This is a genomic window from Streptomyces sp. NPDC006332 (genome assembly GCF_040612855.1).
Taxonomy (GTDB): Bacteria; Actinomycetota; Actinomycetes; order Streptomycetales; family Streptomycetaceae; genus Streptomyces.
Genome location: NZ_JBEXRA010000041.1, coordinates 56,602 through 76,849 on the forward strand (window position 1 = coordinate 56,602; position 20,248 = coordinate 76,849).

Consider the following 20,248-nt stretch of genomic DNA (forward strand, 5'->3'; position numbering starts at 1 on the left):
TACGTATCCTCCCTGCAGGATCCCGGTCGCCGTGGACGGTGCCCCTTCCGTAGCATCCCGTGTCCGGCGGCGCCGGGAGTGCATCCCGGTTGCTTGGAGATTCCTTTGACACCTGTTGAGCGCGCTGCCCTGTCTGGCGCGGGCGTGGGAAACGAGCCGGCGGTGAGCACCTCGGGTGTGAACCTGCTGATCGTGGATGACGAGCCCACCGTCCGGGAACTGTTGTGCGCGGCCCTGCGATACGCCGGTTTCACGGTCGCCGCGGCAGGGACGGGGCAGGAGGCCCTGGATCGTGCGCGCGAGGTCTCACCGGATCTGGTCCTGCTGGACGTGATGCTTCCCGACCTGGACGGCTTCGAGGTGATCCGGCGGCTGCGTGAGCAGCAGCGACCCACCGCCGCGTCCCGCACCGGGCACATCCCGGTCATGTTCCTCACCGCCCGGGACGCCACCCGGGACAAGATCGCGGGTCTGGTGCTGGGCGGTGACGACTACGTGACCAAGCCGTTCGATCTCCAGGAGCTGATCGCCCGTATCCGTGCCGTGCTGCGCCGCACCAGCGGTGACCCCGCCGCCGTTCTGCGCGTGGCCGACCTGGAAGTCGACCCCGAGGCCGTCCAGGCGGCTCGCGCGGGCGAGCCGATCCGCCTGTCGCCCACCGAGTTCCGGCTGCTGCACTTCCTGATGGCCAACGCCGGGCGCACGGTGTCCAAGGCGCAGATCCTGCAGCGGGTGTGGGACTACGACTTCAACGGCGACACCGGAATCGTCGACACCTATATCAGCTATCTGCGCCGCAAGATCGACAATGGTGGTCCCAAACTCATCCACACCGTGCACGGGGTGGGTTACGTGCTGCGCGGACCGAAGTCATGACCGGGCCCCAGCGGGCGCGTGCGCTGCGGGCACGCGCGTCCCTGCGCAGCCGGGTGCTGGTACTGGCCGTCGCCCTCCTGACGGCCGGGTTCACGGCGTTCGCCCTGGTCACCGGCAACGCCCTGCGCGGCTACATGCAGGGGCGCGTCGACTCTCAACTGCGCGCCACCGCCCAGGTGTTCGCCGTACTGCCGCCGGACGTGGCGCAGACCGGCGCCGACCGGAGACAGCCGAAGGCACTGGCCGACCTGCGCGCCAACGTCCTGGGCAACCCGGTCATCACCTACGTCGCCGCGGACGGCACCGTCGAGAGCAGCATCGACTCCCTCGGGGCGCAGAAGCCGGCCGAGGATCCGCGGGGTCCGGTCCTTTCCGGTCCGGACACGGCCGCCGTCGCCGCTCGCGGCGGCCGTCCGTTCACCGTGCGCGGCCTGCGGGGGGACGGACGCTGGCGGGTGATCGCTGTACCGAGGAGGACGGGTGTACTGCTGTCGGAGGCCACGATGGAGCCGGCCACCGACGCCGGCAGCGTGGTGGTGGCGACGTCGATGGAGCAGGTGGACGGCACGGTGGGCCGCATGTGGCAGAACTACCTCACCGCCGGGTTCGCTCTGCTCGTGGTCCTGGCCGTGGTGGGTTGGTTCGCCGTGCGCTCCGGGCTGCGCCCGCTGTCCCGGGTCGAGCGGACGGCCGCCGAGATAGCAGGCGGCGACCTTTCCCGCCGTGTGCCTGAACTGGCGGGCCCAAAGACGGAGTTGGGGCGACTGGCCGGGGCGCTGAACGGCATGCTGGGACAGCTGGAGACGGCCTTCGCCGCCCGCGCCGAGTCCGAGGCGCGGATGAGCCGGTTCGTCGCCGACGCCAGTCACGAGCTGCGCACCCCGCTCGCCGGCATCAAGGGCCTGACCGACCTGCACCGCATGGGGGCCCTCGCCGACCGGGATGCCGTCGACGCCACGATGGCCCGCATCGCTCGCGAGTCCGAACGCCTCACCCGCCTCGTCGAGGACATGCTTCTGCTGGCACGCTTCGACGAACAGGCACTCAAAGCCACGACCCGCAACGCGCCGGAATCCCCGCCCGACCTCGACCTCACCCCCACTGACCTGCGCACACTCGCCGCGGACGCCCTGCACGACATACGCGCCCTGGACCCGGCCCGGACCGTCACCCTCACCGGCCCGGCCGGTGAGGGCCCACCCGCCTCCGCCCCGGCTCTCGCCGACGAGGCCCGGCTGCGCCAGGTCGTCACCAACCTGGTCGGCAACGCCGTCACCCACACACCACCGGGCACCCCCATCCGTATCGGCGTGGGCACCGTCGCCGACCGCGCCGTCCTGGAAGTCGCCGACCAGGGCCCGGGGCTGACACCGGGCCAGCACGAGCGCATTTTCGAACGGTTCTACCGCGCGGACACCTCCCGCACTCGCGCCACCGGCGGCTCCGGCCTGGGCCTGGCCATCGCACTCTCTCTCGTCACCGCCCACGCGGGCACCATCGAGGTGGATGCCGCCCCCGGCCAGGGAGCAACCTTCCGGCTCCTGCTGTCCGGGCTCCCACGCCACCGCACGTCGGCCGATCCACCCGAAGCGACAGCCCGCCGTGCGTTGACCGGTGGCGATCCGCAGGAGGCGGGCGCGCGCGAGCAGGGGGTTTCACGGTGAGGACGCCGCGCGGGGCGCCCGGCCACCGGACCCGTGGTGCGGACGGTACGGCTCCTCGGCCTGCGACCGCAGCTCAGCCCTTGGGGCCGATGACCCCCAGGTGCATCTCGCCGATTCCGCCGATGTGGGCGCGCAGGCGGTCGCCTGCGTTGATGGCGCCCACCCCCGGAGGGGAGCCGGTCGTGAGGAGGTCGCCCGGCTGCAGGGTCATCACGCTCGAGGCGTAGGCGATCATCTGGTCGATCGGGACCTTCATCGTCCTGGTGTTCACGGACTGCCGCCGGACACCGTTCACGTCCAGGGTGATGTCGAGCTGTTGGGGGTCACCGATCTCGTCCGCGGTCACGAGCCAGGGGCCGACGGGGCAGAAGGTGTCGTAGGACTTGCGGCGTGTGCGGTCGCCGTCGCCGCGGACGGTCACGTCGATGAGGATGGTGTAGCCGAGAACGTGGTCGAGGGCCTCGGAGGGGTCGACGTTCCGTGCGGTCTTGCCGATCACCAGCGCGAGTTCGCACTCGTGGTGGATGGCGTTGGGCAGGTCGGGCAACTCGATGTCGCACCCGGGTCCGATGAGGCTGCTGGGTGCTTTGAGGAAGACGTCGAAGGCCAGGAACCAGGCCGCGGACGCGCGTTGGGCGTCGGTCAGGATGGGTTCCATTTCCGTGAGGTGTTCGTCGTAGTTCGCCGCCGCACAGACGATCTTCGACGGGTTCAGTACGGGCGCCTCAAGGCGGACTTGCTCGATCGGCATGCGCGGACCGGTTGCGGCTGCCCGCTCCAGCGGGGCCCGGAGTTCGTCGAAATCGGCACACAGACGCAGCCAGTGGTTTTGGGCATAGTCCGAGTCAAAGTCCGGAGCGGCGGACGTCACGTCCACAATCTCGGAGTCTTGGACGACGCCGATCCGGCCGCCGTCGAAAAGGGCAAGCTTCACAGGGGTCTCCCTTCGCAGGCATCAGCGTGAATATTACACATAGCAGTGAGTTGCCTAACGACTATAGGCAGCGGGAAGACCCGAGTCGAGGGGCTTCGCGCGCCGCATGGCCGAGCGCCATCCGAATATGCGCGCAGCGATGTGCGGCCTCCCGTGCGGAACGCCAGGGATGAAGGGATCGGACAGCGAGGGGTGGGGTGACTTCCTCCTCATGCCCTGGCCGGCGGCCGAGATCGCAGGCGGAGCCGGCACAGGATGACAGTTTCGGCTCGCACCTGCTGGCGACGCGTGGATCGTTGTCCGTTTCCGTGGACGCACGCCTCCTTGGCCTGGGGGTCCCGCACCCCTTTCCGCAGCCGCTCGGCGCGCCGTCCATGTCTCCAGTCTGTTTTCCAGTGACGTCGTGCTTCCCGTCGCTTCGATCGGAGGGTAGTCTCCTGACCTGCGGACAGTTGTCCGCTTAGGATCCCGGTGAGGCGCGTCCCTGCCGGTGGCCGCCGGGTACGGCGAGGTCTCCGGTCTTGCGTCGACCGATAGTCGTTCCTATGCTAACTACGCACTGCTTCTTACTTGTCCACGCGGAGGCCACGTGTCTGACGGTCGTTCGTTGTCCGGGCTGAAGGTGGTTGAGCTCGGACACCTGATAGCGGGTCCCGTCTGCGGCCGGATGTTTGCCGATCACGGCGCGGACGTCGTCAAGGTCGAGCCTCCGGGCGGCGACCCGATGCGGCGCTGGGGCCGTCTCTACAACGGTGTGGGACTGCACTGGTCGTACGTCGGCAGAGGCAAGAGCTCGGTCGTCATCGACCTGTCCACACCCGAGGGGCGAGAACAGGTGAAGCGGCTCCTTGGTGACGCGGACGTGGTCATCGAGAATTTCCGTCCGGGCACTTTGGAGAAGTGGGGCCTGGGCTGGGACATCCTGCATGAGCTGAACCCCGCTCTGATCCTCATCCGGATTTCTGGTTTCGGGCAGACCGGCCCCTACAAGCACCGCGCGGGCTTCGGCCTGATCGGTGAAGCGATGAGCGGCTTCCGGTACATGACCGCCGAACCCGGCCGGCCCCCCGTGCGGGTGGGCGTCTCGATCGCCGACACGATGGCCGGCATCTACGGATTCGTCGGGGCCCAGCTCGCCTTGCGGGTGCGGGACCGGACGGGAACAGGCCAGATGGTCGACGTCGCGCTTTACGAGGCCATGTGGAGCCTGATGGAGTCGATCGCGGCGGAGTACGAGCTGATGGGTGTGGTCCGGGAACCGCAAGGGGCCATCCTGCCGGGTATCGCGCCATCGAACGTCTACCGGACATCCGACGGTGTGTGGATTGCGATCGGAGCCAACCAGGACGCGGTCTTCGAGCGATTCGCCCGCGCGGCCGGCCGTGAGGAGTGGCTCCTTCCCGAGGCCTACGCCACGCACGACGAGCGGGCTCGCCGGCAGACCGAACTCGATCAGGAAGTCGCCGAATGGGCCGAATCACTCGACTCGGAAAAGGCGCTTTCGCTGCTCGACGAGGCCGGTGTCCCGGCCAGCCGCATTTACAACGCGGCTGATATCCACATCGATGAACATTTTCGTGCCCGGGACATGATCCTGCGCATCGCCGACCCCTCCCTCGGCGGGGAAATGGTGCCGATGCCGGGCATCGTCCCCAAGCTGTCGACCACTCCGGGATCAGTGGGGCGGGGCGCACCAAAACTCGGCGAGCACAACCATTTGCTCGACTGAGCGCAACACGTTCGAAAAATCCATCACCGCAACAAAACGCATGGAGTGAGCCGTGACCACAGAGATCACCAAGACATTCCTCGACCACGGAATCCGGTTCGACATCCCGAAGAACTCGGTTGGCCTCACGGGTTTGGACCACGTCGGAATGGCCGTCCGTAACCCGCTGGAGGCCGGGAAGTTCGTCGAGCAGGTCCTCGGCGGGGTCGAGGTCTACCGGGCGGGCTGGGACGCCGAGGACATCAAGCTGGGGCGCCCGCAGCACATCTTCTACCACGTCGGAGCGACGCTGCTCGAGATCGCCAAGCCGAAGGACGACAGTTCGTACCCGGACCTCAACACGCTGGAACCCCAGCCGCACTGGGCGTTCGGCACGAGTGCCGAGGGTCTGCTCCAGTTCGCCGACCACCTCAAGGCCCAGGGTGTCCCGTTCGACGGCCCGCGCAGCCACCGCGGCATGTCGGCGGTCTCCATCTACTTCCGTGACCCCGACGGCAACAACCTCGAGGTCACGACGTGGGAGGAGGTCCCCGAAGACAAGGTCACCCCCATGGGCGGCCCCTTCGGGTTCCCGTCGTGGCCGGACCTCTGCCACAACTGGACCCCACGCGCCTAGGGGTCGGACATGACTGAGCCGGTTGTCTCGATTCGCGAGGTCGCGCCGCGCGACGGACTGCAGCTCGAGAAGCCACTCGACCGCACCGACAAGGCGCGGGTGCTGGAGTCCCTCGTCGCCACCGGGGCCACGCGCATCGAGGCCACCGCGTTCGTCTCACCCCGGGCCGTCCCGAGCATGGCCGACGCGGAGTATGTCGCCGAACTGGTGACGCAGTGGCCCGGAGTCGAATGGTCGGCGCTGGTGGCTTCTGTCGGCGGTGCGGAGCGGGCGATCAGAGCCGGGTTCCGAACGATCGAATACGTCGTCTCAGTGGCGGACGGCCACAGCCAGGCCAACGTGCGCCGTACCACGGCCGAGTCGCTGGACCTGGTCGGCCGGATCACGGAACTCGTCCACGAAGCTTCGGGCCGTTGTGAGGTCATTCTCGCGACGGCGTGGGACTGTCCGTTCGACGGGCGGACGAGCACCGAGCGCACGGTGCGTCTGGCCGCCGGGGCGGTGACTGCCGGTGCCGACATCATCGGGCTGGGAGACACGGTCGGGACGGTGGTCCCCGGGCGGGTCACGAGCACGATCGACGCGGTACGGACTGCTGTGCCCGGCACGCCTCTGGCGGTCCACATGCACAACACCCGAGGGACGGGCCTGGCCAGCGCCTGGGCGGCCATCGAGGCGGGCGTCACGATGGTCGACGCGTCGGCGGGCGGTTTCGGTGGGTGCCCCTTCGCACCGGGGGCGACCGGGAACATCGCGACCGAAGAGCTCGTCTACCTCCTCGAAGACAGCGGCATCTCAACGGGTCTCGATCTCGACGCGGTCATGCGGGCGGGACGCCTGCTCGAAACCGTGCTCGGTCACCCCGGTGAGAGCCAGCTGCTGCGCGCAGGGGGCAGGCTGCGGACGCGGCCACCGGTGACCGTGAGCTGACGAAACTCCCCCTTGCTCAGCTCACCTTCGGTGGCCGCCACGAAGGGAGCTGGCTCTCCGGCGCTTCCCCCTGCCCGGCGGGCCAGCTCCCGAGCACCTCACACAACGCTGTCGCTGAGCATCCCCCCACGCCGCGGGCACCCGCGCCCGCTCCATGCCCACCAGGATCGAGGGACTTCCTCAACGCCCGGAGCCGTAGGAGAAGTTATGACCCAGCACAGACACTTTGATCACGTAGTCGTGGGTGGCGGCGCGGCGGGCAGCGTGGTAGCAGCCCGTCTCAGTGAGCGCGATGGATCTCACGTTCTTCTCCTCGAAGCCGGTCCACTCGACACGACTCCCGCGAACGACCTGATTCCGCCCCTGGGCGTGTTCCAGTTGCAGCGCGGCGAGTTCGACTGGTGCGACGAGACCGTTCCCCAGCAGGAACTCCAGGGCCGAACGGTTCCGATCTCGTCGGGACGCGTGGTGGGCGGCGGCGGCGCGATCAACTTCTTGTCCTGGTGCCGCGGAGCCCGTGAGGACTACGACGGCTGGGCGGAGCGGGGGATGAAGGGCTGGGAGTGGGAGGACCTCCTGCCCAGCTTCCGCCGTAGCGAGGACAACGAACTCGGTGAGTCCGTCCTGCACGCTCAGGGCGGTCCCATCGCGGTGACCACGGCGCGCGATGTCAATCCCATGTCGCTGGCCTTCGTCACGGCCTGCGTGGAGGCCGGGCTCGACATCAACCGCGACTTCAACAGCGGCGACATGTCGGGCGCGGGCCTGGTCTACAGCAGCATCCGAGGCGGTGAGCGCAGCAGCGCGCGCGGCTACATCATCCCCGCCATGGACCGCGCTAATCTCACGGTCCAGGTCGGCGCCGTGGTCCAGCGCCTCGTGCTGGAGGGGCAGCGCGTCGCCGGGGTGGAGTACCTGGACCGCTCCGGCAGGCTTACGACCGTACCGACCGAGTCCGTGGTGCTGTGTGCGGGGGCCCTGCGATCTCCGCAGATCCTCATGCTGTCCGGGATCGGGCCGGCGCAGCACCTGACCGACCTCGGCATCGAGGTGGCGGCGGACCTCCCGGGCGTCGGGGCGAACCTCCACGACCATCCCACGGTGCCGGTCATCTGGCCGGTGGTGCGGGGCCGTACCTGGAACGACGCCCACACCGAGGAGAACATCGCGGCATACGCCGAGCGCAGACGCGGGCCGCTGGCGGTCCTGGCCGAGGTCGCGGCCTACCTGCGGTGTGGCGAGGCCTCCGACGTACCGGACATCCAAGTACTGCCGGCGGCGGTCGACTTCTCCGGCGGCAGCGAGCGCTCGCTCACCTGCATGGTCAGCCTGCTGACTCCGGCCAGCCGCGGGCAGATCCGCCTCCGGTCCGACGACCCGACGGCAAAGCCCCTGATCGATCCCCGGTACCTGACCGAGCCGTCCGACCGGCAGACCCTGGCGGAGGGGATCCGCCGGCTGGTGGAGATCGCGAGCGCGCCCGCGTTCCGCGCCTACATCGCAGAAGAGCCACGAAACCTTTCGCCAACGGCCGGCTTCGACGCGGTGCTCGGGTTCGTACGGCGCGCGATGATGTCGATCAACCACCCGGTCGGCACGTGCCGGGCAGGCACCGACAGCCTCTCGGTCGTCGACCCCGAACTGCGGGTGCACGGCGTCGACGGACTGCGTGTCATCGACGCCTCCGTCATGCCCGACATCACGCGTGCCCCGACGCACGCGGCAGCGGTCCTGATCGGCGAGCGGGGCAGCGAACTCATGGCACAAGCGGTGTGACCGACAAAAGCCCGTCAGCCATCTCACGCCACTCAGTACCACAACTCAACCGATGGAACAGGGCGTCGGCAGTGCGCCCACGGGGCTCCCGCACTGTCTCCTGCGCTCCTGCCCCCACACAGAGAGAAGGCCCGCAATGACCGAGAACGCCACGAAGAGCAGTGCCGCGGACGGCGTGCGCCCCGGCCCCGACCCCTCCCTGACCGCGGACGACATCTTGCGGGCGGCCGAGGAGATGGTGCCGCTGCTGCGCGAACGAGCCGCCGCGACCGACGAGTCGCGGCGCATCGGTGACGACATTCTCCGGCGGATGGAGGACGCCGGCTTCCTGCACATCCTCAAGCCCAAGAAGTACGAGGGCCTTGAGCTCACCGACCACGAACACGCGATGGTCACCCTGACGCTCGCCCGCGGCTGCCCCTCCACCGCCTGGGTCTTCTCGGTCCTGAGCGCCGGCAACATCGCCCTGCTCGGCTTCCCGGAGGAGGTGCAGGAGGAGGTCTGGGAAGCGGACCCGTACGCGACGCTCACCGGGAACATCAACCTGAACCCGAAGGCCAAGGTCGAGCGGGTCCAGGGCGGTTACCGGCTGAGCGGCCAGTGGGGGTTCTGCAGCGGTTCGGACTTCTCCAAGTGGCTGATGTTCAACGCTCCCGCGGGTGAGAACGGCGAGGGGCACATGTTCCTCGTCGACCAGAAGGAAGCCGCCACGATCGACGACTGGTTTCCCACGGGCATGCGGGGCACGGGCAGCCGGTCGATGGTCGTCGAGGACGTGTTCGTCCCCGACCGCCGGGTCATGCCGATGCGCGACCTCGGCCGGCGGATCGAGGAGCGGCGCTCTTTGCACCCGACGTTCGACGCGCTGTGGTCGTCGTTCCCCGCCGCCTGCCGGTTCCCATTCGCAGCGGTCGCCGTCGGGGCCGCGCTGGGTGCGGCCGACCACTTCGCCGAGGCGGCCGCGTCGGCGACCCGGGTCGCCAGCGCCGTGGGCGGCGTCAGCAAGCTCGCCGACCAGGAATACGTCGCGACCGAGTTCGCGGAGGCCGCCGGGGAGTTGGAGATGGCGAGGATGCTCGTCGACCAGCGCAGCAGCGAGGCTGCGCAGCGTGCCGCCGCACACCGGCCCACGACCCTCCACGAACTGACGCGTGACACGCGCGACAACGCGCTCGTCACCCGCGTCGCGCTGCGCAACGTCCAGCGGATCGCCGCCCTCGTCGGTGCCAAGGGAGGCAATCCCAAGCACCCGGTCTCCCTCGCCAAGCGGGACGTCGAGATGGCCGCCCACCACGTCACTCTCAACTGGCGCCGCGCCGCCATCGACTACATGGCCACCGTGGCGAAGGGCTGAACAGCCCTACTGCACGCCTTTTGACGATCACGAATTGAAGGTAGCGACATGAACGCGTATTCCCCCCACAGTGAGGGCCCAGGCGCGCAGAACTCCGGAGTGGCCGTGGCCGAGCCGATTCCCGTACTCTCCGCGGACGACTTCAAGATGGCCTTTCGCCTCTACCCGGGCGGGGTGTCGCTCATCACGGCCGACGCCGGCGCCGGGCCCGTGGCACTGACCGCGACGTCGGTGTCACCGGTCAGCGCCGAGCCGCCCCTCCTCATGTTCTCCCTGTCCGCCCTGTCCTCCAGCACCCCCACCCTCAGGGAGGCGGAGACGGTCGTCATTCACCTGCTCAACGCCGGCAGTCTCGATCTGGCGAAGCTGGGAGCCACCAGCGGGATCGACCGGTTCGCCGACGCGACACGCTGGGAGCGGCTCGCGACGGGAGAACCCGTCTTCACGGAGGCGCCGGTGTGGATACGAGCCCGCGTCCACAACCGCATGGAGGTCGGCGGCTCCACGGTGATCGTGGGGGAGGCCCTGGAATCCAGCGTGCTGTCGGAGTCTTTCGACGCGTTGGCCTCCAGTGACGGGCTGGTGTACGTCAACCGGGCCTGGCACCGCATCGGAACGCACTCCCAGATCCACTGAACGGTGCCCTGCTCAAGGAGTCCGGATATGCGCACGCCCCATCGTCGGATCAGGAACAATCTGGAGGCCGGTGACCGGGCCTACGGCATAAGGCTCCAGTTGCCGAGCCCGGACATCGCGGAGATCGCCGGGTATGCGGGAGCCGACTTCGTCTGGCTCGACGCCGAACACGGCACGATGGATCTCCGGGACATCGGTGAGGTCGTCCGTGCGGCCGACGCGTCCGGCATCGACGCGCTCGTCCGTGTGCCGGACCACTCGCCGAGCTTCATCCAGCGCGTACTGGACACAGGCGCAGCCGGCATCATCGCGCCGCATGTCCGTACCGTCGAGGAAGGAGCGGCGATCGCCGAGGCGACGCGGTTCGGCCCGACCGGCAGCCGGGGTGCGTGCGCCTCCGCCCGCGCGTTCGGCCACCACAGCCCGAACTGGCCGGCCGACCGCCGACGCGCCGACGCGGACGTCCTTGCCTTCGGGGTCGTCGAGGACACCGAGGGCATGGACAACGTCGAGGCCATCGCCCGCGACTCGGGCCTGGACGGACTCATGTTCGGCGCGTTCGATCTCGCCCAGGACCAGGGACTCGAAGGCGACGTGACCCACCCCGACATCAAGGCTCTGCACCAGCGATTCCTCGCGGCCGTCCGGGCGGCGGGCACGGAATGCCTCGCCGTCCCAGGCTGGGGATCAGGCGACATCACCGCGCTCGCCGAGCACGCCCGGCTCTTCAGCCTGTCCGGAGACCGCGCCGCGCTCGCCGACGCCTTCCGAACCGCACTCGCCGGGGCGGAGACGGCCCTGACGGCACGGGTGAGCGTGATGGCCCGGGACGAGGAGGCAAGACGGTGAAGGAACTCCGGTACCAGCGCGCGGCAGACGTCCCCGGCGCCATCGCGCTGCTCGCCGCCGATCCGGCCGCTCGCGTCCTGGGCGGCGGCACCAAGCCCGTCGCCCTCATGAAGCGCTGTACGGAACGCCCCGCCCGGCTCTTCGACATCCGCCGGCTCCCGCTCTCCGGATCGTGGCGGCCCGTCGGAGCAGCGGCGCCGCGGCCGTGGCGTACCCGTAGGGCCTACCGGCTGCTGATGGGCCGCCCGGTAGAGGCGGAAGGCTTCGCTGAGACAGCCGACGGCGAACTCGCCGCGGTGAGGCCGCCGGCCGACAACGCCTACAAGGTGACGCTGATCCGCAACCTCGTCGTGTCCGAGCTCACCACCCTGGCCCAGGAGGGGACCCGATGACCATCACCGCGGAAACAGCAGCCGCCAGAGCCGTCGGTACGGCGATGATCCGTCTGGAGGGCCGCGAGAAGGTGACCGGAGCGGCCCGCTACGCGGGCGAGGTCCCCTTTCCCGGCCTGGCCCACGGCTGGCTGGTGCTGTCCAGTGTCGCCCGCGGCCGCATCCGTTCGATGGACACCGCCGATGTCGTGAAGATGCCGGGCGTGCTGGAGGTCTTCCACCACGGCAACGCCCTGCCCATTGAGGCGGGCTTCGTCATCCCGCTCCTTGGCACTCCTCCCGATTCCCTGGTCGCCTTGTTTCAGCACGACCGGATTCCCTGGGCGGGCTGGCCGGTGGCGCTGGTCGTCGCCGAGACCTCCGAACAGGCCAGGGAAGCCGCCGAAGCGCTGGTGGTGCACTACGAGACCGAGCCCTACGACATCGAGCTCTCCGGCGAGCGCCCGGACGCCGTCGCGCTGGACAGCCAGGTGACCGGTCCTGCCGTGACGCGGAAGGGAGACCTGGAGGCCGAGCTCGCGGCGTCGAGCTTTGTCGTGGACGCCGAGTACACCACCCCGCAGGAGCACCACAACCCGATGGAGCCGCACGCGGCCGTGGCCCGCTGGCACGAGGGCGTACTGGAGGTCGTCGACGCCAACCAGGGCAGCGCCTACATCGCGCAGCTCCTCGCACAACTGTTCTCGCTCGACCCGGCCACCGTGCGCGTCCGCGCCGAGCACGTCGGTGGCGGCTTCGGCGGCAAGGGGCAGATCGGCGTGCACCAGGTCGCCGCCGTGATGGCCGCGACCGTGCTGCGCCGCCCGGTCCGCGTGGTCCTCACCCGCCGTCAGATGTTCTCGGTCACGGGCTACCGCAGCGCCACCGTCCAGCGGATCCGTCTCGGAGCGGACGCCGACGGGCGACTGCGGGCACTGAGCCACCGGTCCCTCGCCATGACCTCGACGACGTACGACTTCGCCGAACCCACTACCGCCGTGGCCCGTGTGATGTACGACGCGGCCGCTCACCACACCTCCAACGAGATCGTCCGGCTCGACGTGCCGACCCCGTCGTTCATGCGCTCACCGGGCGAGACGCCTGGGGCGTTCGCGCTGGAGAGCGCACTCGACGAACTCGCGGAGAAGAGCGGCATCGACCCGATCGAGCTGCGCGTCCGCAACGAACCCGAACGAGGGCCGGTGTCCGGACTGCCCTTCAGCAGCCGCAACGTGCTCGCCTGCTTCCGTGAAGGGGCACGCCGGTTCGGGTGGAGCGACCGAGACCCCCGCCCCGGCATACGTCGCGACGGGCGCTGGCTGATAGGCACGGGCACCGCGGCTGCGACCCACCTCGTGATGTCCGTGCCGTCCACGGCCGCCGTGACCGCGGAGGCGGACGGGACTTTCACCGTCCGGATCGCCGCGTCCGACATCGGCACCGGCGCGCGGACCGTGCTCACGATGATCGCCGCCGATGCCCTCGACGTCGTGCCGGACCGCGTCCGGATCCACATCGGGGACAGCTCCCTCCCTCCGGCGGTCATCGCCCTCGGCTCGACGGGGACGCGATCCTGGGGCTGGGCCGTCAAGGCCGCGATCGCTGAGCTGCGGACCATGCTCACCCCTCCTACGGCCATTCCGCCCGAGGGAATCACGGCCAGATCGGACACCACCGCCGCCGTCGTCGGCCTCCTGCAGAACGCACCGAAGGAACGGCACACCTACGGAGCCCACTTCGCCGAGGCCGCGGTGGACACCACCACCGGCGAGGTACGGGTGCGGCGCATGCTGGGTGTCTTCGCCGCGGGCCCGATCGTGAACCCGCTGACGGCCCGGTCCCAGCTCATCGGTGGGATGATCTGGGGCATCTCCATGGCCCTGCACGAAGAGGCGCACCTGGACCAGCGCACAGGCGGCCTCGTCGGAGCCGACTTCGCGAACTATCACATCGCGGCGCACGCCGACGTACCCGCCATCGAGGCGGACTGGGTGGACGACCCGGATCCGGACGACCCGGTCGGCATCAAGGGGATCGGCGAACTCGGCAACGTGGGGCCGGCCGCGGCGATCGCCAACGCCGTCTGGCACGCGACCGGCGTACGCCACCGACACCTGCCCATCCGCCCCGACCGCGTGCTGTCGACACGCGGAGACGCTGCCCCAGGAAAGGCGACCCGATGAACATCCCTCAGCAGTTCGCCACTACGACGACGGACGGTGCGGCTCCTGAGCACGGCTCCGACATCGTGGTCGTGGGCGGCGGGATCGCCGGTCTTGCAGCGGCTTTTCGTCTGCATCAGCAGGGTTGGAGTGTGACCGTTCTCGAAGCTTCGACGTCGGTCGGCGGAAGGATGTCCAGCATCGAGCGCGACGGATACGTGCTCAACCGTGGGGCGACGATTCTGCCGGCGTCCTTTACCAACATCATCCAGCTGAGTGAAGACGCCGGTCTCGGGAAACCGTTCAAGCCACTGGCCGTGTCCGTGGGCATGCCGCGCGACGGCCGCATGCGCTTCCTCGTCCGCAGGAACGGTGTCGGTGGAATTCTCGACCTGGTGGGGACGGATCTGCTCTCGCTCCGCAGTAAATTGTTGATGCCTCGCCTCGCGATGGACCTGGTCCGCTGGCGCCGCCGATTGGCGGGTGACAAGTCCTATCAAGTAGCGGCACGACTCGATAACGAATCCGTGGCCTCGTACGCCCTTCGCAGGCTCAATCAAGAGATTTTGGACTACGTTCTGGATCCCTTCCTTCGTGGCCTCTACCTGGGGGAAACAGCCGACATGTCGGTCGTCGACCTTTTCCTCTCGCTGAGCAAGCTCGGCGGCGGACCGATGCAATATCCGAGCGGAATCGATTTCCTGCCCAAACGGCTGGCATCCTTCGTCGACGTGCGCACCGGAGCCACCGTACGGGAAGTCCGGCATGTCGACGGTGGTGTACGCACCGTGTGGGAGGACGGCGAAGGCGAGCACGCGCTCTTCACGCGCGGCGGCGTTCTCGCTCTGAACGGGCCGGACCTGCTGCAGACTTACCGCGACCTGTCCGACCGGCAGCGTGAACTGATCCAGTCGGTCCGCTACAAGAGTGCTCTCAAGGGAATCTTCGCCCTGCGTCGCCTGCCGCCGAATGTACCGACCCTCATTCCGGTGCCCCGCGCCGCCGGGATAGGCTTGGCCATCACCGTGGTCGACTCCGAGTCGATGCCTGATTCCGTTCCGCCTGGCAAGGCTGTGATTTCCGGTCACTGGGTCAGTGAATACAGCAGAGAAGTACTTGACCTTCCCGACGCCGAATTGCTTCCCGAAATGATTCGGGAAATCGAGACAGTCGTACCCGGACTCTCCGCCGAGCTGGAGTTCGCTCAAATCGTACGGTGGGGTTTCGCCACGAATGCACGATATCGCGGATTTTACGACACGGTGGCACGTATCCGCCGAACCCTGTCCCCGGATGATGTCATCCAGCTAGCCGGCGAGTATCTCGCGCTCTCCGGAACGGCCAATTCTGTTGAGAATGGTGAACGTGCGGCAGGAAACCTTGACGCACGCTTGCGTTCGCTGTACGGCGCACCGGCGAAACGTTCGAGTCCGTGAATCAGGCTAGTGCGACAGCGGCGGGCCAGGGGTGTACTCGCATCAATGACTGGGCGACGGAGAGTGGCAGTGGCACTATAGGCATAGGCGATGTGGAACCCCTGATGTGCAGGGGGAGGTGTTCATGGCGAACCTGGGCGAAAGTGCCGAAGGCGCCGCGGACGACAAGGTCGCCGTCCTTCTGCTCGATGACGCTGGGGCCGTCACGTGGTGGTCGGACGCGGCCGCTCACCTGTTGGGGCATGAGGCGCGAGAGGTCCAGGGTCGGCCAGTGGCGCAACTACTGGTCGATCCATCGCAGTGGCGCGTGGATGCATCGACGGGTTCCGCCGGCGGTGGCGGGCGGCGGATGTTCCGGCGCAGAACCGGACCGCCCGTCGAACTCGTGGTGCGCACTGCATGCGTCGACAGCAAGGAGGGTTTTTCGGAGGCTGTGCTCCTGTCGCCCCCCGCTCCGAAGAGGACCGTTGCGGAGCACGGATCGAGCCTTCTGACCTCCCTGCTCGGCCAGGACCGACTGGGCATCGTCCTCTTCGATGCCCGACTGGAAGTCGTACGCGCCAATAACCCGGTGGGGTCGGCCGGGTTGCCGCCCCTGCGCGCCGGTTGCCGCCTGCACGACATTGCGCGCGCGGAGGACGCAGAGGCGATGGAGACCCACCTGCGGCACGTGCTGGAGACCGGTATTCCACTGGTCGGTGAACAGTTGCGGATGCGCGCGGCAGGTGTCTCCGGTCAGGAGCGGTATCTGTCGGCATCCGCCGTTCGGCTGGACGACGCCGATGGCCGTCCGGTCGGCGTCGCAGCGTTCGTCGCCGACGACACGGAACAACGGCGAGCCATGCAGCGGGCGGCCATGAGTCATGAGGCGTCGGTCCGTATAGGCGGTTCTTTGAACGTGGCTCGTACTGCCCAGGACATCGCGGACGTGCTGGTGCCGACCCTGGCGGACCTGGTTTCGGTGGACATCGTCGAGGTCGTACTCGAAGGCGATGAGCCCGCCAAGGGTGTCCTGCCGAGCGGTCGGTGGCGGATGCGGCGTGTCGCAGCGGCTTCCGCCACCGGTCCCTGGCCGGCCGACCTCATCCAGGTGGGCGGCGTCATCCCGCCACTTCCGGACGTACCGCAGGCACGGCAGGCGGCGTTGCACGGCGACACCGTCCTCAAGACTTCACGCCAGGAGTTGGAGCACCAACTCGGAGACCCGGACGTGATCCGCGCCCTGCTGCCCGAGAAAGGGCATTCACTGGTCATCTCGCCGCTGTTCGCGCGCGGCCTGCTGCTCGGCTTCGTCTCGGCATGGCGGACCGAACGCGCCGAGGGGTTCCGGCAGGAGGACGCTGACCTCCTGTTCGACATCGCCTCGCGTGCGGCGCTCAGCGTGGACAACGCTCGCCGGTACACGCGGGAGCACCGGGCGGCGGTCACGTTGCAACAGCGACTGCTGCCCCACGCCACCACACGCTCCACGGCGGCCGACTCGGCTGGCTGTTACGTGCCTGCGGGGGGCGGGGCGGACATCAGCGGCGACTGGTTCGACGTGATCCCCCTGTCGTCGTTGCGGGTCGCCTTGGTCGTGGGCGACGTCGTAGGCCACGGCCTGCACGCCGCAGCCACGATGGGACGGCTGCGAACCGCCATCCGCACGCTGGCCGACCTCGAACTGGACCCCGGAGAGCTCCTCATCCACCTGGACGACCTCGTCCAGCAACTCGCCGACGAAGCCGGTCCCGAGGACCGGGAGACGATCGGCGCCACCTGCTTGTACGCGCTCTATGATCCGGTCGCCGGCACCTGTGCACTGGCCGGCGCAGGGCATCTGCCGCCCGTGGTGATCCCGCCCGACGGCGCGGGTCGACTCATAGAGGTCAGCCCGGGCCCGCCGCTCGGCGTCGGTGGCATGCCCTTCGAGGTCACCACGGTCCGCGTCGAGCCCGGTAGTACCCTCGCCCTCTATACCGACGGCCTCGTGGACCGGGCCGCACACGATCTCGACCAGGGCACCCAGGATCTCCTCGACTCGCTTTCGTCTCTGTGCAACAGCGCGCGGGGACTTGAGGGCATCGCCCACGACGTGGTGTCCGCGATGACCGAGGGACCTCCCCGCGACGACATGACGCTTCTTCTGGCCCGCACCCGTATGCTGCCGACCGCCGATGCCGCGCACTGGCAGTTCCCCGACGACACGTCCCGGGTGGCCGAAGCGCGCAAGGCCGTCGCCTGCCGACTGGCCGACTGGGGGCTGGACGACCTCACTTTCACCACCGAACTGATCGTCAGCGAGCTGGTCACCAACGCGATGCGCTACGCGGACGGCATGGTGGGACTGCGCCTCTTCCATGACGACAGAACACTGGTGTGCGAGGTCACCGACTCCAGCAACACCCAGCCACGGCTGATCCGGGCACGGGCCGGCGACGAGGGAGGGCGAGGCCTGTTTCTGGTGGCCCAACTCGCCAGGCGCTGGGGCAGCCGGTATCACCGCGACGGCAAGACCATCTGGACCGAGCAGACGATCGGTGCCGGCTCCGAGCCGCAATTCGACCTCGTCGACGTCTGGGACGCGGAGGAGACATAGGACCTGCTGTCGGCCGGTGCCTGGCTACATGCCGGCAGCAGGCGTATGGCACGATGCGCGGGACGGATGCGGAGGAACTCCGGTGCGGGCGTAACGGCCCAACTCGGGGGCGGGCCCGCCACTGTGACCGGGGAGCCGCCTCCCACGGATGGCCACTGGCAACCGGCGTGAGCCGGCCGCCGGGAAGGCCGGGAGCGGGCGTCGGACACGAGGCCGTGAGGCCCCGTACCGAGATCCGGGAGCCAGGATATTCCGCCCGTCCCGCAGCCAGGCACTTTCCGCCGGGGCACGGTCCGTCACGGTGGCGTGGTAAACCGCCGACATCGGAAGGTGCTCCTTCGTGATGCCCGCACCCGGCTCCGAGCCGGTCTCTGCCTCGTCCCTGGCCGAAGGTCTGCTGCTCCGAAGCACACTGGCCGCCGTTACCCCCGCGGACCCCGCCGCCCTCGCCGAGGCCCGTGACCGGCAAAACCGCCTGTCCAAGCCGCCCGGTTCGCTGGGATTCCTGGAGGACGTGTCGATACGACTGACTGGTCTGGCCGGCGTCTGCCCGCCGCCGATGCCCGAGTTGGTCGACCTGGGCTTGAGACTCGGCGAGGGCACCGGCGCCCTGTTGGCCCTGCCGCTCGTCCACGCGGCCGTCCGTGCCCTGCGTGACATGGCCACCTTCGACTCTGCCGGGGTCTGCCGAGATGAACGTCTGACGTGCCGGGCACGCCCGAGGCTGTGAGGGAACACACGGCCTCGGGCTCGCAGGGCCATCGGTCCGGACTCTGGTTCGGATGAGCAGCGGCGCGTTGACGCTGATGGTCGACGTCCCGTTTCAGAGCGGCCGGAAACCGGGATCAGGGTCAGTTGCCGCTGATCGCGGCCGCCGTGGAGCGCAGGGCCCGCGCGGTGCGGCGGAGGTCGGCGTGGAGCAGCCGCCCCGCGGACTTCATCACCCGTCCCGCGACGATGACCGTGTCAACGTTGTGAGGGTTCGCCGACTGGACCACGGCCGCGATCGGGTCACGTTCGGCAGTGAGCATGTCGAGGTCCTCCAGACGGAGCAGGACAACATCGGCCTGCTTGCCGGGGCGCAGCGAACCGATCCGGTCGTCGAGCCCCAGCGCGGAGGCGCCGTCGATTGTGGCCATCCGCAGGACGTCCTTGGCGGTCAGTGGGGAGTCGTCGGTGACCTGGCTGGCGAGCAGCGCCGCCCGCATGAGGGAGAACATGTCACCGGGGACCGAGGACACCGCGTCGACGCCGAGGCCGGCGGTGACACCGAGGCGACGGTAGCGGCTGGAGACGGGAGCACCGACGCGCATCCCGGCCTCGGAGCTGGGCGCGGCGGCGGCCTTGCCGCCCGAGTCGCCGATCAGCTTGATCTCGCTGTCGGAGAGCGAATTACCGTGCACGTAGAGCGTGTTCGGGCGCAGCAGGCCGCGCTCCTTCAAAGCCGAGATGGGCGTCTGCGTGACCGGGCCGGCGCTGACGTGGAAGGTCAGGGGCAGGCTCAGTTCGTCCGTCACACGCCATTCCTCGATCACCGTCTCGATCGGTGCGAACGACGGGCCGAGCGGACCGTAGGCCAAAGTGACGAGCGCCTTGTCGTCGAACAGGCGCTCGGTGCGGACCCTGCGGACGTCGGCGAGGTCGGCGGCCGCTCCGATCGGGGCGCCGTAGGCGAACACCGCGCGCAGACCGGCCGCTTGCATGGCATCGAGGGCCGCGTCGGCGTGGTCAGGCGAGTACAGACCGTGGTTGTAATCGAGCTGGGTGGTGACCCCGGAGTTAAGACTCTCCAGCAGGCCGGCCAGGGTCGCGTTGTACATGTCCTGGGGGCGCAGCCGCGGGCCGTACTGGCCCAGGACGCCGAGGTACGCGGTGAGGTCGAGGCCCACGGTCGAGGTGCGCAGCGCCGACAGCCACACGTGGCGGTGGGTGTCGACGAAGCCCGGGAGCACGATCCGGTCGGTGGCGTCGATGACGGTGGCGTTGCCTGCGCGGAGGTTGCGGCCGACGGCGGTGATCCGACCTCTCTCGATCAGGACGTCGGTGCCGGCGTGGGCGACCGCCTGGGGCTCGGTGTCGATCACGTGCCCGTTGCGCAGCAGGATCCGGCCGCTCGCCAGGTGTGCTGGGCCGGTGTGACCACTTCCCGCCGGTGCCGCGATCGCCGGTGATGAGGAGAGCGTGGCCGCTGCCGCGGTGGCGGCCACCCCCGTCAGGACGGTTCGGCGAGGCAGATTCATGGTGGAACTCCGTTGTCTCGGGAGATTGGCGTAGGCAGGGGCGGCCGGACGTCGCTGGTGGCGGCGCTCCCTCGGTGCGCCGTGTGCTGCCCCTGTC

Annotated in this window: 16 protein-coding genes and 1 riboswitch; of the genes, 14 read left to right on the forward strand and 2 right to left on the reverse strand. The window is 69.0% G+C overall.

The features are described from left to right. Nucleotides 1-162: 162 nt before the first annotated feature. Together ABZ027_RS30400 and ABZ027_RS30405 are read left to right on the forward strand one after the other, a co-directional pair. Nucleotides 163-876 carry a response regulator transcription factor gene (locus ABZ027_RS30400; protein WP_356773804.1) on the forward strand — a complete coding sequence of 238 codons (714 nt, stop codon included), beginning with the start codon at nucleotides 163-165 and terminating at the stop codon, nucleotides 874-876. Then, nucleotides 873-2,540 carry a HAMP domain-containing sensor histidine kinase gene (locus tag ABZ027_RS30405; protein ID WP_356773806.1) on the forward strand — a complete coding sequence of 556 codons (1,668 nt, stop codon included), beginning with the start codon at nucleotides 873-875 and terminating at the stop codon, nucleotides 2,538-2,540. Before ABZ027_RS30400 ends, ABZ027_RS30405 begins: the two co-directional genes overlap by 4 nt. Before the next feature lie 73 nt (nucleotides 2,541-2,613). Here the strand turns inward: ABZ027_RS30405 and ABZ027_RS30410 are convergent, their stop codons facing one another. Further along, nucleotides 2,614-3,474, reverse strand: a complete 861-nt coding sequence (locus ABZ027_RS30410) for a fumarylacetoacetate hydrolase family protein (RefSeq protein WP_356773808.1) — start codon at nucleotides 3,472-3,474, stop codon at nucleotides 2,614-2,616. Between the two features lie 607 nt (nucleotides 3,475-4,081). On the opposite strand from ABZ027_RS30410, the gene ABZ027_RS30415 reads away from it, so the two are divergent. The 12 genes from ABZ027_RS30415 (at nucleotide 4,082) to ABZ027_RS30470 (ending at nucleotide 18,641) form a co-directional block, all read left to right on the forward strand. Continuing rightward, nucleotides 4,082-5,203: a CoA transferase gene (locus ABZ027_RS30415; RefSeq protein ID WP_356773810.1), complete on the forward strand. Its 1,122-nt coding sequence runs from the start codon at nucleotides 4,082-4,084 to the stop codon at nucleotides 5,201-5,203. A 52-nt stretch (nucleotides 5,204-5,255) separates the two neighbouring features. Next, entirely contained in the window at nucleotides 5,256-5,819 is a 564-nt protein-coding gene (locus ABZ027_RS30420) for a VOC family protein (RefSeq protein ID WP_356773812.1), read from the forward strand. Between the two features lie 9 nt (nucleotides 5,820-5,828). Then, nucleotides 5,829-6,749 (forward strand): hydroxymethylglutaryl-CoA lyase, encoded by a 921-nt coding sequence (locus ABZ027_RS30425; protein ID WP_356773814.1) that lies wholly within the window; start codon nucleotides 5,829-5,831, stop codon nucleotides 6,747-6,749. A gap of 207 nt (nucleotides 6,750-6,956) precedes the next feature. After that, nucleotides 6,957-8,525, forward strand: coding sequence for a GMC family oxidoreductase N-terminal domain-containing protein (locus ABZ027_RS30430; protein ID WP_356773816.1), 1,569 nt, complete (start codon nucleotides 6,957-6,959; stop codon nucleotides 8,523-8,525). A 136-nt stretch (nucleotides 8,526-8,661) separates the two neighbouring features. Next, complete coding sequence (locus tag ABZ027_RS30435) at nucleotides 8,662-9,879, forward strand: acyl-CoA dehydrogenase family protein (RefSeq protein ID WP_356773818.1); 1,218 nt, start codon at nucleotides 8,662-8,664, stop codon at nucleotides 9,877-9,879. Between the two features lie 48 nt (nucleotides 9,880-9,927). Continuing rightward, nucleotides 9,928-10,515 carry a flavin reductase family protein gene (locus ABZ027_RS30440; RefSeq protein ID WP_356773820.1) on the forward strand — a complete coding sequence of 196 codons (588 nt, stop codon included), beginning with the start codon at nucleotides 9,928-9,930 and terminating at the stop codon, nucleotides 10,513-10,515. A gap of 27 nt (nucleotides 10,516-10,542) precedes the next feature. After that, nucleotides 10,543-11,364: an aldolase/citrate lyase family protein gene (locus tag ABZ027_RS30445; protein ID WP_356773822.1), complete on the forward strand. Its 822-nt coding sequence runs from the start codon at nucleotides 10,543-10,545 to the stop codon at nucleotides 11,362-11,364. Then, nucleotides 11,361-11,756, forward strand: a complete 396-nt coding sequence (locus ABZ027_RS30450; RefSeq protein WP_356773824.1) for an FAD binding domain-containing protein — start codon at nucleotides 11,361-11,363, stop codon at nucleotides 11,754-11,756. The genes ABZ027_RS30445 and ABZ027_RS30450 overlap by 4 nt, the downstream gene beginning before the upstream one ends. Then, nucleotides 11,753-13,918 carry a xanthine dehydrogenase family protein molybdopterin-binding subunit gene (locus ABZ027_RS30455; RefSeq protein WP_356773826.1) on the forward strand — a complete coding sequence of 722 codons (2,166 nt, stop codon included), beginning with the start codon at nucleotides 11,753-11,755 and terminating at the stop codon, nucleotides 13,916-13,918. The genes ABZ027_RS30450 and ABZ027_RS30455 overlap by 4 nt, the downstream gene beginning before the upstream one ends. Beyond that, nucleotides 13,915-15,333 carry an FAD-dependent oxidoreductase gene (locus tag ABZ027_RS30460; RefSeq protein ID WP_356773828.1) on the forward strand — a complete coding sequence of 473 codons (1,419 nt, stop codon included), beginning with the start codon at nucleotides 13,915-13,917 and terminating at the stop codon, nucleotides 15,331-15,333. Before ABZ027_RS30455 ends, ABZ027_RS30460 begins: the two co-directional genes overlap by 4 nt. 124 nt (nucleotides 15,334-15,457) lie before the next feature. Beyond that, nucleotides 15,458-17,911, forward strand: coding sequence for a SpoIIE family protein phosphatase (locus ABZ027_RS30465; RefSeq protein ID WP_356773830.1), 2,454 nt, complete (start codon nucleotides 15,458-15,460; stop codon nucleotides 17,909-17,911). Between the two features lie 71 nt (nucleotides 17,912-17,982). Next, a riboswitch (cobalamin riboswitch) is annotated at nucleotides 17,983-18,164 on the forward strand. Between the two features lie 90 nt (nucleotides 18,165-18,254). Further along, entirely contained in the window at nucleotides 18,255-18,641 is a 387-nt protein-coding gene (locus ABZ027_RS30470) for a nicotinate-nucleotide--dimethylbenzimidazole phosphoribosyltransferase (protein ID WP_356773846.1), read from the forward strand. 121 nt (nucleotides 18,642-18,762) lie between these two features. Here the strand turns inward: ABZ027_RS30470 and ABZ027_RS30475 are convergent, their stop codons facing one another. Next, entirely contained in the window at nucleotides 18,763-20,151 is a 1,389-nt protein-coding gene (locus tag ABZ027_RS30475) for an amidohydrolase family protein (RefSeq protein ID WP_356773832.1), read from the reverse strand. Nucleotides 20,152-20,248 lie beyond the last annotated feature (97 nt).